This window comes from Parapedobacter luteus, from assembly GCF_900168055.1.
Taxonomy (GTDB): domain Bacteria; phylum Bacteroidota; class Bacteroidia; order Sphingobacteriales; family Sphingobacteriaceae; genus Parapedobacter; species Parapedobacter luteus.
In genome coordinates, this window is record NZ_FUYS01000003.1 from 152,552 (window position 1) to 165,957 (window position 13,406).

15 protein-coding genes, 1 tRNA gene and 1 pseudogene are annotated in these 13,406 nt (G+C 45.6%); 13 read left to right on the forward strand and 4 right to left on the reverse strand.

Annotation, left to right across the window (positions count from 1 at the left end):
* Positions 1-117 precede the first annotated feature (117 nt).
* The 11 genes from B5X72_RS07170 to B5X72_RS07220 all read left to right on the forward strand — a co-directional run bounded on the left by B5X72_RS07170 (position 118) and on the right by B5X72_RS07220 (position 9,075).
* On the forward strand, positions 118-1,422 hold the full coding sequence (locus B5X72_RS07170; protein WP_079716162.1) for a spondin domain-containing protein: 1,305 nt from the start codon (positions 118-120) through the stop codon (positions 1,420-1,422).
* Positions 1,423-1,490: 68 nt separating this feature from the next.
* The gene (locus tag B5X72_RS07175; protein ID WP_079716163.1) at positions 1,491-2,051 is read left to right on the forward strand and encodes a carboxymuconolactone decarboxylase family protein; all 561 of its coding nucleotides are present in this window, start codon (positions 1,491-1,493) and stop codon (positions 2,049-2,051) included.
* A gap of 5 nt (positions 2,052-2,056) precedes the next feature.
* Positions 2,057-2,761, forward strand: a complete 705-nt coding sequence (locus tag B5X72_RS07180; RefSeq protein ID WP_245826867.1) for a peroxiredoxin family protein — start codon at positions 2,057-2,059, stop codon at positions 2,759-2,761.
* A 79-nt stretch (positions 2,762-2,840) separates the two neighbouring features.
* Positions 2,841-3,227, forward strand: coding sequence for a thioredoxin family protein (locus B5X72_RS07185; protein ID WP_245826868.1), 387 nt, complete (start codon positions 2,841-2,843; stop codon positions 3,225-3,227).
* A 39-nt stretch (positions 3,228-3,266) separates the two neighbouring features.
* On the forward strand, positions 3,267-4,022 hold the full coding sequence (locus B5X72_RS07190; RefSeq protein WP_079716164.1) for a glucose 1-dehydrogenase: 756 nt from the start codon (positions 3,267-3,269) through the stop codon (positions 4,020-4,022).
* A 67-nt stretch (positions 4,023-4,089) separates the two neighbouring features.
* Positions 4,090-4,947 (forward strand): AraC family transcriptional regulator, encoded by an 858-nt coding sequence (locus B5X72_RS07195; protein WP_079716165.1) that lies wholly within the window; start codon positions 4,090-4,092, stop codon positions 4,945-4,947.
* An 11-nt stretch (positions 4,948-4,958) separates the two neighbouring features.
* Positions 4,959-5,525 (forward strand): carboxymuconolactone decarboxylase family protein, encoded by a 567-nt coding sequence (locus B5X72_RS07200; RefSeq protein WP_079716166.1) that lies wholly within the window; start codon positions 4,959-4,961, stop codon positions 5,523-5,525.
* Positions 5,506-6,216, forward strand: coding sequence for a peptide-methionine (S)-S-oxide reductase MsrA (msrA, locus tag B5X72_RS07205; protein ID WP_079716527.1), 711 nt, complete (start codon positions 5,506-5,508; stop codon positions 6,214-6,216). The genes B5X72_RS07200 and msrA overlap by 20 nt, the downstream gene beginning before the upstream one ends.
* 44 nt (positions 6,217-6,260) lie before the next feature.
* Positions 6,261-6,734: a peptide-methionine (R)-S-oxide reductase MsrB gene (gene msrB, locus B5X72_RS07210; RefSeq protein ID WP_079716526.1), complete on the forward strand. Its 474-nt coding sequence runs from the start codon at positions 6,261-6,263 to the stop codon at positions 6,732-6,734.
* 16 nt (positions 6,735-6,750) lie between these two features.
* Positions 6,751-8,775, forward strand: coding sequence for a protein-disulfide reductase DsbD family protein (locus B5X72_RS07215; protein ID WP_079716167.1), 2,025 nt, complete (start codon positions 6,751-6,753; stop codon positions 8,773-8,775).
* 9 nt (positions 8,776-8,784) lie between these two features.
* Positions 8,785-9,075, forward strand: coding sequence for a hypothetical protein (locus B5X72_RS07220; protein WP_245826869.1), 291 nt, complete (start codon positions 8,785-8,787; stop codon positions 9,073-9,075).
* A 20-nt stretch (positions 9,076-9,095) separates the two neighbouring features.
* Here the strand turns inward: B5X72_RS07220 and B5X72_RS21175 are convergent.
* Positions 9,096-9,365 (reverse strand): annotated as a pseudogene (locus B5X72_RS21175) (IS110 family transposase); the annotation flags it as partial.
* Between the two features lie 518 nt (positions 9,366-9,883).
* Here B5X72_RS21175 and B5X72_RS07230 point away from each other — a divergent pair.
* Both B5X72_RS07230 and B5X72_RS07235 read left to right on the forward strand, forming a co-directional pair.
* On the forward strand, positions 9,884-10,102 hold the full coding sequence (locus B5X72_RS07230; protein WP_079716168.1) for a hypothetical protein: 219 nt from the start codon (positions 9,884-9,886) through the stop codon (positions 10,100-10,102).
* A 261-nt stretch (positions 10,103-10,363) separates the two neighbouring features.
* The gene (locus B5X72_RS07235) at positions 10,364-10,657 is read left to right on the forward strand and encodes a helix-turn-helix transcriptional regulator (protein WP_245826871.1); all 294 of its coding nucleotides are present in this window, start codon (positions 10,364-10,366) and stop codon (positions 10,655-10,657) included.
* 457 nt (positions 10,658-11,114) lie between these two features.
* Here B5X72_RS07235 and B5X72_RS07240 read toward each other — a convergent pair.
* The 3 genes from B5X72_RS07240 to B5X72_RS07250 all read right to left on the reverse strand — a co-directional run bounded on the left by B5X72_RS07240 (position 11,115) and on the right by B5X72_RS07250 (position 13,261).
* Positions 11,115-11,186, reverse strand: a tRNA-Arg gene (locus B5X72_RS07240).
* A 72-nt stretch (positions 11,187-11,258) separates the two neighbouring features.
* Positions 11,259-12,518, reverse strand: a complete 1,260-nt coding sequence (locus B5X72_RS07245) for an MFS transporter (protein WP_079716169.1) — start codon at positions 12,516-12,518, stop codon at positions 11,259-11,261.
* 29 nt (positions 12,519-12,547) lie between these two features.
* Positions 12,548-13,261 carry a sugar transferase gene (locus B5X72_RS07250; RefSeq protein WP_079716170.1) on the reverse strand — a complete coding sequence of 238 codons (714 nt, stop codon included), beginning with the start codon at positions 13,259-13,261 and terminating at the stop codon, positions 12,548-12,550.
* Between the last annotated feature and the right edge of the window lie 145 nt (positions 13,262-13,406).

A 13,406-nucleotide genomic window follows, 5' to 3' on the forward strand; every position in this document is an offset into this window, starting at 1 on the left:
AAACTAGCGACGTGTATTCGGGAAAAACGGTCATCAGGTCGGGAAATTTAGGTATCAGTGAAGGCTGCCCGCTGGTATACCTTTGTCTTATTAAAAAATTAAAAAGACATAAAAATTATGGAACACAGAAAATCAGTTTGGTTATCCCTTGTAATACTGCCCTTCATATTTACCGCCTGTAATAAGGATGGCAACGACGGCCAGCAAATGGGTATGTCTTCTACTATTACGGTAGAAAATGTGCTTGATTCCAGGCCTTTGGTACAATCGGGAACTTTCGAGAATGACGGAAATGCACCCGTGATCATGCCCGGTGAATCCATTTCGTTCCAATTTTCGGCAGCCAAAGGCCAGGCGCTTTCATTTGCCACCATGTACGGTTGGTCAAGCGACCTTTTCTTCGCACCAGAAAATCCGGGAATTACATTGTATGAGGAAGATGGCACCCCCATTGAAGGCGATGTTTCTTCACAGATCAAGTTATGGGATAACGGTACCCGCATTAACCAAGCTCCCGGACCAGATGTTATCCGGCCTGGAACGCCTGAGGCCACGGCACAAAATATTACTGAAGTTACGGGTATCGATGCACAGGGTAACACCTATGCAGCAGCCTCTTCTTTAATGAAAGCAAGCCTGCATTATGAGGGTAATTCAACCTTTACCATAACCATCGAAAACACCTCAGGCGGCACCGACAATGTAACCCCTTACAGCCCCGGTGTGTGGGCTATTTCCTATATAGCGGGAGGAGACCTTTTAGACCCTACGCCATTATTTGAAGCCGGCCAACCCTCCACAAATGGCCTTACCAATATTGCGGAAATGGGAGACAACAGTGTATTGAGTGAGTATATCGCTGGACAGACCGGTATCTTCACACCACTTTCTCCTATACTCGTTGTCGTTTACAATGGTATTGAAAACCCTATCTATAAAACAGGAGAAACAGACCGTGGGGAAGGTTTAAAGGAGTTGGCCCAACAAGGCGATGCTTCGGGACTTGCCAATTATCTTAAAGCCGTAGACGGTGTAAAAGAAGTATACGTATTACCTGCGGAAAATTCAACCATATTGCTACCGAAAATAGGCGACCAAGCAGGAAGCAGCGTAATGCAACAATTGAACATTGCCGAAGGTGACCGATTGGCCATTGCCACGATGTATGGCTTTTCAAATGACTGGTTCTTTGCATCGAAGGATAACGGTGTAGATGCCTCCCAAAAAGGAGATATCTCTAGCTCCATTGCTTTGTACGATAACGGAACAGCGGTGGATCAATTCCCGGGCGCAGGGATCACGCAGTTTAACCTGGCGGGCACCCCTTTGGAAGAAAGCAAAGCCATCGAAGGAGTGCCAAACCCCAACGTTTTCACCACTTTACCGGCTATTAAGGAAATTATCAAAGTGACGCTCCAATAAAAATCAATAATCAGACAACAGGAAGGGGCTGTCGCAATGCACCTCTTCTCTTTTCAAAAAAAATCAAGATGGAAAATGGATTCAGTATATTAAAAAAAGAGGAAGTATCGGAGAAGAATCGGGAGCTTTTCGAAAAGATGGAGCGCTCCTTTGGCAAAGTGCCGAACCTTTATAATGTGATAGCCCATTCGGAACATGCGCTGGCGGCTTACTTGCATTTGGAAGAAAGTCCCACCTCACTCTCCACTAAGGAAACGGAAGCTGTTAACTTGGTGGTCAGCCAGACCAATAACTGCCTTTATTGTCTCAGTGCTCATACCATAATCGCCGGGTCGGCAGGTATCAGCGCGGAGATGGCGATGGAGATCAGAGCAGGAAATGTTTCTTCCGATGAGAAATTAGACCGTTTGGTCAAGCTGGCAAAAGCGATAACCGAAAACCGCGGATCTATTGATGAGTCCCGATTGACACTGTTCTTCGGAGTGGGATACACGAGGGAAAATTTGGTCGACCTGATCATGTTGATCGGCGACAGAACAATCAGCAACTTACTGCACGCTGTGACACAAGTGCCGATTGACTTTCCCTTAGCAAAGGAAATTTTGGATCAAGAAACATTAAATCAATGAAAATCATGAGAACAATAAACCTACAGGCTTTACTTTCCGTAATGACATTTACAGGGATAAGCACCATCGTGATACCGGATATAACCATGGCTCAGGATAGTATGGATAAGAAAAACAAGATGGAGATATCGTCGGGAATGAATAAGGATGAACCGATGTATAGAATACCAGAGAAACCGGAGGACATCAGCCCCCTGCTTATCGGTGAGTCGATTCCAACAGTAACACTTAAGGATGCAAAGGGCATGGCCTTTGATCTGAACAGAGCTGTATCAAGCAAGCCGACCATTCTTGTTTTTTACCGGGGTGGCTGGTGCCCTTATTGCACCAAGCAACTATCCGGCCTACAGGAATTGACACCGGAGCTCGAAAAAATGGGCTATCAACTGTTGGCCATTAGTACGGATAGTCCGGAAGGATTAATGGAATCAGCCAACGAACAACAGCTTGGTTATACCCTACTCTCGGATGCCGGCCTACAGGTTTCCAAAAAATTTGGTCTGGCCTTCAAGGCGCCAAAAGGTTATTGGGAAATGCTGCCAAAAACTACCGGAGGAATGAATAAGGATCTGCTATTGCCCGTTCCTTCGGTCTTTATTTTGGACAAAGCGGGCAAAATACATTATGAATATATTAATCCCGATTTCAAACAGCGCCTCAGCCCGGAACTGCTGAAAGCGGTGGCAACAACGATTTACAATGAACTGTAAGATGATAAGCATGAACAGATACCCCAAAGCAATGGCCTATTTATTTTTTTTTCTGACATTGTGTCTAAGCGGTGAGGGCATGGGGCAAACGAAAGCGGATTCCAATAGGCCAAAAGGTATCCACTTTACCGATGGCCTATGGAAGGATATCGCTGCCAAGGCGAAGGAAAGCGGTAAGTATATTTTTGTAGACGCTTATACAACCTGGTGCGGCCCATGTAAACTTTTGAAATCAAAAACGTTTCTTGAGGAAAGGGCAGGAGCTTATTTCAATAATCATTTCATTAACTATACCGTGGATACGGAAAAGGGTGAAGGCATCCAACTTGCGGAACAATGGGATGTAACGGCCTATCCCACCCTGCTTTTCTTCAGTCCGGAGGGAAAACTGCTCTTGCAGCAGGTAGGTTTTGTGGACGGAGACAAGCTTATTGAATTCGGAAAGCAGGCGAAGGCAAAGAAATAGCTGTTTTGTTTAATCACAGTTAACATTTAAACCGACAAAATGGGATGGAATCTAAAAGGCAGATTAACGCTGGTAGCGGGTGGTTCGAAAGGAATAGGAAAAGCTATTGTAAGTGAATTTCTTGAACTTGGAGCAACGGTCATGCTTGTTGCGAGGAAACAGGAGAACATCGATACGGTAGAAAACGAATTAAAAAACGAACACTTAATGACGCTACGGGGCGATGTCACAGATGCGGCATTCAGGAAGACCATAGTCCAGTCCATCAGTAAATCGTGGGGGAGGCTGGATGTCTTGGTCAACAATGCGGGCATGAACATTCGTAAACCATCGAACGAGCTTAGCAACGAAGAGCTGCAACAACTGATGGAGTTAAATCTTTACGCACCCTTTTTACTCAGTAGGGAATTGTATCCGCAACTGGCCGAAGGACAAGGCTCTTCGGTCATCAACATCTCTTCGGTAGCCGGCCTGATGGAAGCCGGCACCGGCGCCCCGTACGGCATGTCCAAATCAGGACTATTGCAGCTTACGCGGAGCCTTGCTGCCGAGTGGGCAAACCGGGGGATAAGGGTAAATACCGTTTCTCCGTGGTTTACCCGTACACCGGCTACTCGCCCGCTACTGGACAATTCCCAAAAGTTGGAAAGCATCGTCTCACGCACCCCACTCGGAAGAGTGGCCGTCCCAGAGGAAATTGCCGCAGCGGTTGCTTTCCTGGCTATGGAAAAGGCATCCTTTATAACCGGTCAGAATATTATTGTGGACGGCGGCGCAACCTCCGTGATTTTATGAAAGACGGTAGAAAAAAGTAAATATATTCGTACAGGAATAGACTTCACAGTAAATAAACCGGACGAAAATGATCAGTGAATACAATGAAAAGGGAACGCTCGGGCGTTTTGTCATGCACAATAACAACCAACTGCTTTCGGGCAGAGGCCTGCGAGACCGGAATCCGGAACCCGTCAACACCTTTGTTTATAATAGAGGTACGGCACAGCAGGTAAAAATCGACGAGGTGACCTACACGATGCCCGAAGCGAGTATCCTGCCCTTGGTGTCCAACCAGCACTTCCAGTTCGAGCGGCCCGGAGAGCTGGTGGCCTGGCAGTTTAACCGTGAGTTTTATTGTATCCTGAACCACGATAAGGAAGTAGGATGTGCGGGCTTTCTTTTCTATGGAATACACCATCCCATGTTTATCAAACTGGAACCCGCGGAAGTAAAGGAAATAGAAGAACTGTCGCGTGTATTTTCCTTTGAAATGCTGGTCAGGGATAACTTCCAGGGAGAAATGCTACGCGTACTGCTGAAAAGGGTGATTATCAAAACAACGCGAATAGCCAAACAGCAGAGTGAAAGTTACCGGTTGTTTCCAGATGAAAAAATGGATCTGATGCGGATGTTTTCGCTGATACTCGAAGACAATTTCAAAAAGGAACATGAGGTAAGGTTCTATGCCGCGGCACTGAATAAATCGCCCAAAACGCTTAGCAATACATTTGCACTTTTAAAGCAACCGGCTCCTTCAGTTCTTATTCGTAACCGGATTATTCTGGAGGCTAAACGGTACCTGCATTATACCGACAAGTCTGCCAAAGAAATAGCCTACGAACTGGGATTTGAAAGTTCCGCTCATTTCAGCCGGTTCTTTAAACAGCATACCGGAAGCAATGCCTCCGAATTCAGGACAATAGAGCAGAATGACAAGTATTAAATGAAAAAGTGATGGTAGCAATAGAAATGCCCAATAGGGAGTCGGTAAGCCAAGCAAACAGAAATTATATTGCGTATTTCGAAAAACGGATCGGGCATATACCGAACCTCTTTCTATCCATGATGCACTCAGAGCACGCTTTTGACACCTATTTTCATTTTCAGGGCCGCAAAAACTCCCTCACCCTCAGGGAGCGGGAAGTCGTGAGTTTGGTAATGGCACAATGCAACAGCTCGCTCTACTGCCTCAGTGCACATACAATGATCGCCAAACTTAACGGCTTCAGCGATAATGAAATTATGCAGCTAAGGCAAGGAAAGGTCGAATTTGATCCCAAACTGGATGTATTGGCGCGACTTGTCAGAGTAGCGACGGAACACAGAGGCTGCGATATAGCGGATGAACTGAGCGCCTTTTTTGGTGCGGGATACACGGACGAACATTTGATAGACCTTGTTCAGACCATGGGTGAAAATTACATAGGTAACTTCACAGCAAAAACCTTGCAGGTACCTATTGATTTCCCATTGGCACCGGAACTTGATAAACATAATGATCATGAAAACAACAGGAAATAACCGTTCAGGAGCGGTAATTGGAGGATGCTTTGCCCTGCTATTGCTGGTCAGCCCCATAATAAGCCGTAGTGAGCAGCAAAAAGATGACAACAATACGACCAGTTTGACTGAGCCAAAGGTGATGGAAAAAGAAAACGCAATTAAAACAGATACAGCCACTTTCGCCGCGGGTTGTTTCTGGTGTGTGGAAGAACAGTTCAAACAATTAAAAGGGGTAGAAAGCGTAACTTCCGGTTATACCGGTGGAACCGTACCAGACCCCACTTACAAAGAGGTCGGTACCGGAACAACAGGGCATGCGGAAGCCTGCAATATTGTTTTTGATCCCGCAAAGATTTCCTATGAGCAGCTAATGGAAGCATTTTTTGTTGCCCATGATCCTACCCAACTGAATAGGCAGGGAAATGATGTGGGAACACAATACCGCTCTGCAATTTTCTATCATAACGCAAAACAGCAGAAACTTGCAACTTATTATATCAAGCGCCTGAATGAGGAGAAAGCCTATGAAAAAAATATTGTGACCCAGGTGATGCCTTACGGTATGTTTTATAAAGCAGAGGATTACCACCAGGATTATTATGCCAATAACAGCGATGCTCCATATTGCCAACTGGTGATTAAACCCAAACTGGAAAAATTCAAAAAAGTTTTCAAGCACGAGTTGAAATACAGAAAGGATACAAGATGATGTACACCAATAAAATAGTAATCTTTTCAACAGCCAAGCAGGAAATGAAACAAAACGATCAGAATCCTTACTATTCCCGTACAGATACCGTGCACCTGAAGGTATCCGATAAAGAATGGAAGAAAATTCTTACGGATGAGCGCTATCTCGTGGCCCGGAAACAGGGCACCGAACGTGCTTTCACCGGCAAATACTGGGATAATGACACCAAGGGAACCTATTACTGCGCTGTATGCGGCAACAAGCTCTTCCGATCGGATGCCAAGTTTGCGAGCAGTTGCGGCTGGCCGAGCTTCTTCGAGCCAGCCCGTAAGGGAAGTATATATTACAAAGCTGATGATTCCTACGGTATGCACCGCATTGAAATAAATTGCATCCGTTGCGATTCGCATCTGGGACACGTTTTTGATGATGGCCCACCCCCCACACATAAACGCTACTGTATGAATTCAGTCTGCCTGGATTTCGAACCCGATGGTCACCAGCGGTTCACGAGTACCGAGGGAAAAATAATTTAACGAATAATTTTTATAGATGAAGAAATTAATTTGGCTGGTACTGCTATGCCAAACGCAGCCACTATTTGCCCAGATCAGAGAAGTTGTTGACTGGAAATACCAGCTCAATAAGCTTAACCATGATGAATACGAAGCCGTATTAACCGCAGCCATAGAAAAGGGTTGGCACCTTTACTCAAAAGACCTGCCACCGGAAACAGGCATCCCTACCAAAGTCGAAATCAGTACCGAAAATATCCAACCAATTGGAGGTATCACGGAAGTGGGTGAAAAGATATCCGAATTCAGCGAAGCTTTTGGAGCCCAGATCGTATATTACTCAGATTCGGCCACGTTTATCCAACGCTTCCGTTTAGTAAATCCGGAAAGCAATGCGAATGTCCGTACACAAATCACCTTTCAGGCCTGTGATGATCGCATCTGTCTGGCGCCGAATACGCTGGAGTTTGAGCAAAGGATAACTATGGATACTATCGTTGATGCCCGTACAGCAGATACAACTGCGGCTGGTATTAACTATGGCAATGGAATGATAAGAATTAATACGCTTGACCCCGATGATCCGTTAACTACTAAGGGTATTAAGCAAACAACGGAAGACAATAGTCATGCTTGGGTCTTTGTGCTGGGTTTTCTGGGTGGAATGATTGCCCTGCTAACCCCCTGTGTATTTCCGATGATTCCGTTAACCGTCTCTTTCTTTACGAAAAGTGCTTCTGACAAAAGGAAGGGCAGAAAAAACGCATTGACATACAGTTTCTTCATTCTTGCTATTTTTCTATTGCTGAGCCTACCTTTCCATTTGATTGATGGTATCAGCGGCAATATCTTCAATGAGCTTGCCACCAGCATATGGTTGAATCTTTTCTTTTTTGCCGTCTTCATCTTTTTTGCCATTAGCTTTTTTGGCTACTACACGATCAGTCTGCCCAGCTGGCTGATCAACAGATCGTCCAAGGCAGAAGAAGCTGGTGGAATGGTGGGTGTCTTTTTTATGGCCTTTACACTTGTTATCGTTTCATTTTCCTGCACCGGCCCCATACTTGGAAGTTTACTGGGAGGAGTTGCCTCTACTTCAAAAAACATCCCTTTGCTGCTCACTTTTGCTTTGGGTGGGTTCGGGCTGGCATGGGCGTTCGTATTCGGTGCCCTCGCGCTTTTTCCCCATCTGCTGGCTTCACTTCCCAGATCCGGCAGTTGGATGAATACACTGAAAGTGGTATTGGGATTTGTTGAATTGGCGTTGGCCTTGAAATTCCTTTCGAAAGCTGACCTCGTCTCCAAAACATTCCTGCTGAAAAGGGAGCTTTTCATCGGTTTATGGATATTGATAGCCATAGTATTGGCGTTTTATCTTTTCGGCAAACTGCGTTTTCCTTACGATAGTAAAAATGAAAAGATAAGTCTATGGAGAAAAATAGTTGCTTCAGTAATGGTTTTCTTCGCGTTGTACATGACTCAAGGACTCGTACCTTCTGCTCAACCGAAACTTGCTCTCCTTAGCGGCATCCTGCCTCCGCTAAATGTGAGCTTTTATGCATCACCGGAAGATGGTCTTTTTGGGATACAGCCCCAGTATGACTATTTTGAGGCAGTTGCCCTGGCAAAAAAGGAGCGCAAGCCCGTACTGCTGGATTTTACCGGTTATGGCTGTGAGAACTGCCGTAAAATGGAAGAGTTCGTTTGGAGTGAACCGGACATACTGCCTTTGCTGCAAAATGAAGTGATACTCGCTTCCCTCTACGTGGATGACAGGGAGGAACTTGCACCTGATCAGCAACAGTCTATTGATATAGGCAAGGGTAGAAAGAAAAAAATCAGGACAATTGGCGACAAGTGGTCTCTGTTTCAGCAAGTTAACTTTAACAACAACTCACAACCACATTATGTGCTGGTAACACCCTATGGTGAAGTGATTAATTCGCCGGTTTCGGGATACATGTCTAAGAAGGAATTCAAAATGTTCCTAATAGAAGGGACCGCGTACTTTAAGGAAAATGAGGGTAAAGTCTTGGCGCTGTCTAAAAAATCGGATGGATAAATTAGAGAAGTGAGACAATTGTTTTCACTGGATTATTTCCTGTCCACGGGTCAGGGTACCGAAAAAGATTTCCTTGCCCACTCATGGCACATCGTGCAGAAACGAATTGAGCATTTGGAGCGAAAAGACCCGTTCTCATCCGAGCATCCCCGGTACTTGTCAAAAATCGGGAAACTTACCAAATTCCAACAATACCTCGGCACACGCGATAAATGGAACATTCGGCCGAATGATGCAAAATACTTCAACCAGGTGGCAAGGAAATCTGTTTTTGTCTTGATGTTCAGACTGGAAAAATAGTGCTTTGAGGTGTTGGGCAAGACAACATGTACCGTCTTTTTGTTCTTGTGGAGATGGCGGACCAGGTTCTCATAATATACCCCGGTGGCCTCCATCAGAAACACGAGCTCAGGTCCCGTACTGACAACCGTCTTTGACCAACGAAGGAACTGGTTGAAGCCTTTGGTATCATTATCAAAGATCCCGGTTGCTGAGAATGTTAATCTACCATCCTCCGAACGTTGGCATAGGCATGCCGAGAACGTTAACCTTGAGATATCAATCCCAATTGACTGTTTTGTAATGGCCATAATCAAGAAAAATTAATCGTATTTGACTTAATTCCCCCTCGTCTAGCCTTTTATCTTATCCAGGCTCACAAGATGCGGCCTTAAGTACTGTTCAGACTCTTGAGAATAAATCGTGCGGGCCAAATCTTTTTTACGGTATAATTTAACGTTTACCTAGCCACCCCTGGCCTTACAAGAACAGTCAATATACTTTGCATAACAACAATATAGTGACCTTTCTTAAATTCTCAGTAAAAATAAAAGCCATCCGTTGCGGGGAAGGCTTACTCTATAATGGTGAGCGTCTGTTAAAGCTTTTCGATTTCTTCGATGGACAGCTTGGTAAACTTGGCAATCTGCTCAACGGGAATGCCGTCCTTTTTCATTTAGGTTTATGATACGTGTTTTTAACATCAATGATCGCTGTGAAAACCAATTTTATTTATTTTCGAAGACCCTGATCGATTAACCCCGATAACTTATAAAATTGTATACGGGAAAAAGAGCGTTTGATTTCAGCGCTTTATTTTCATATATTCATGGTAATAGAACGCATCGAAGACAACCGGATAAAGACTACCCGGTCATCGGCTGTTGACAGTTTTGGCTTGCAACGCCTGATTGATGACATTAATTATTTGGAGTCCGTCGCCAAAAGCAAAGACACTCAAGCCGATGTGAATCAGTTGGCCGATGAGGTCAATGCGTCCTGGTGGGAAAAGAACAAACCCGTTTCGTCAAGTGAACTTAATCATTGACGCAAACATCATTTTCAACGGCATCCTGAATACCGATGGAAAATCGGAGATTTACTAATTAACCCGTCCGTACCAGTCTCCGGTCGACACAAGGATTTTCAGTCCTTTGCTCACAAAAAAACACCATCAGCATAAGATAACCGGCACGCAATAATTTGCAAAGCAGTAACTTATAAGTTGCCTTTGTGTCGTAAAAGTCTGGGAAGTCATTGCATTCAGGAACTACTTGATGGCTGAATATTACGAACAGAAAAGGAGCAAATGATGGAAACTAAGAGCTGGAAAGACATCAAGGATAGTGTTTACGGTGCCAAAGGCACCGAAAGAAGGGACGCGCTGGAGAGGGATTTCGAGGGATTCAAGGTCGGCTTGTTGCTTAAAAAGGCAAGGGAAGATAAACACCTCACCCAGGCGGAACTTGCCGATTTGGTGAACCGTAAAAGAGAATATATTTCGAGGATCGAGAACAACGGGAGCAATCTTACATTGAAAACCCTATACGACATCGTTGAGAAAGGGCTCGGTGGTAAGGTGAAGATTTCGATAGAGGTATAATCCTACGTCCGGTCAATAAGACGTCGAAACCCCATCCAGCCGGACGGGATTTCTTTTTCGGTTAAAATTTACAGCCTCACGGCCATACATCAAAGATACGGAATTATCGCCGGAAATACCCGCCATTAATCAAACCGACAACAAAACCGACAACGATATAACGAAAAAAGGCCATTTAAGGCCTTTTTAGTGTTCCCGAAGGGATTTGCTGCGTCCCGCTGCCCCACTCTCGTTTCCGCAGCGAGCAAGTTCGAACCCCCGGCCGACCCTTCGTTCTCATCCCTTGTAAATACGAAAAAGCCATCTTCACAGATGGCTTCCTAGTGTTCCCGAAGGGATTTGCTGCGTCCCGCTGCCCCGCTCTCGTTTCCGCAGCGAGCAAGTTCGAACCCCCGGCCGACCCTTCGTTCTCATCCCTTGAAATACGAAAAAGCCATCTTCGCAGATGGCTTTCTAGTGTTCCCGAAGGGATTCGAACCCCTATCTTCAGAACCGGAATCTGAAATTCTATCCATTGAACTACGGGAACGGGGATGCAAAGATATTCAAAATTTCGAAATCTAAACAGCCGATAATAAGTTTTTTCCTTTTAACGGATCGCCTACTGCTGACGCTCGACAGGTTGAAGCGTTGTCGGGCCTCGTTTGACCACGCGATCTACCCGATACATGAGAAACAAGCTCAGTACCGAGATCACCACCACCACATAACCGAGTGTATCGTAATTTTCGAGCGGGCTGAAACTGCTTTCCTGGATAACGATTTTGCCGGCCACCGCAGCGGCTATACCGCCAGCCAATTGCTGTAACGACGCGTTGATGCTCATGAACGCACCCCGGTCTTTCAACTCGGGCACGGCGCTGGTCAGCGCGGAAGAGGGCACCATCCGCCCCATCACCCCCGCCATCATCAGTACGTTGATGGCAATGGCTATCCACAGCGGTGTGACCGAAAGGTGGGTATACCAGATACACATAGCCATCATCCAAAGTGAAGCCATGACAAACAGCTTGTACTTGTCTACTTTATCGCTGATGCGACCGATGAAAGGCATGACCACCAGTGTACTGAGGCCAGACACCATAAAAAGGATTGGTAATTGATACTCCGTGATGTGCAGGTTGTTTACCGCAAAAGCACTACCGAAGGGCATCATCATAAAGCCGCCCACGGACAGTAAGGCGGTGGCCATGAATCCTATCCGGTAATCCCGCTGTGCAAAAGTATGCCATAAATGCGCGAAGGCAGATCGTTCGTTCTTGACTCCCAAATGCGCCGCGACTGGCTTCAGGTAAAACACAATGACAATGGCAATGATGACACCTAAAACAGCTACCATCAGGAAAGGGGCCTCCCACCCCCAGCCATTTGCTATGTAGAGTCCAATGGGTATGCCCAATACCTGGCTTGCCCCAAAGGCCATTTGTATAAATCCCATGACGCGACCACGCTGCTGTAACACGAATAAATCGGCCACGATGGCCATGGATATGGAGCCAATGACCCCGCCGAAAAGACCGGTAAAGATGCGGGCAGCCACCAAGAACAGGTACGTGTGGGCTATCCCGCACAACAACGTGCCGATGACAAATCCGACGTAAAAAAACAGCAGCAGCTTTTTGCGATCAAACCTATCTGAGAAACCGGCGGTAAGGAATCCCGAGATACCGGCACTGAACGCGTAGGCAGATACCGCCAAGCCAAACTCCGAAGGGCTCAAATGCATTGATTTCATCAAAATGTCTCCCAATGGAGACATAATCATGAAATCAAGAATGATGGTAAACTGTGTGATAGCCAAGATAATGACTACCAGGGTTTGATAAGGGGTAAAGCGTGTTGCCGATTCTGGTGTTTTCATCGGCACAAACTTAATGATTATTGTCGGTGTTATTTCCCTTTCCCTTGTGCCATGGCTTTTACCGTCTCCAAGATAATACCGATATCTGTTTTTATGCTCATCGTAGACAGGTATTTCAAATCGTAATTAACCCGTTCGCACATTTGATTTACGTTTTCGGCATAACCGTAATGCACCTGTCCGATGGACGTGATACCGGGCTTCAGCCGGAAAAGCTGCATGTATTCGGGCTTCCTTTCTTTGATTTCGTCAATAAAATGGCGGCGTTCGGGCCGCGGGCCAACGATGGCCATATCACCTTTCAGCACGTTCCAAAACTGGGGCAACTCATCAAGGTGCGTTTTGCGCATAAACTTCCCCCACTTCGTGATCCGCGGATCGTCATCCGAAGATAACTGCGGCCGGCCATCCTTTTCGGCGTCGACACGCATGCTCCTGAATTTGTAAATATAAAAGGGCTTTTCGTCCTTACCGATACGCACCTGGCGGTAAAATACCGGCCCCCTGGAGGTTGCTTTTGTAATCAGCATCAACACCACAAATACGGGTAATCCGGCAACCAGCACAACTGAGGAAAAAAGGATATCGAATACTCGTTTAAGGAAAATGGTTTCCTGATAAACCAATAGCTTTCTCTTTACACCCTGCAGGTCTATTCGGAAAGTCGGCTGATACGTTATCAACTCGTATAGACTGTTATCGACTTTATATGCTATTTGCTGAATTTGATTCTCTCTTACCATCGCTTTATCTTTTAATCAACATTGGTATAGATGCGAATTGAGTGCCATCTTTTCCAAAACCAGCAAATACGGCCTTTTCGGGCATCTAACGCAGCTTCAGCTGTGGAACCGTCGATAGAAGTGGGGAAAAATTCTACAAATCTGG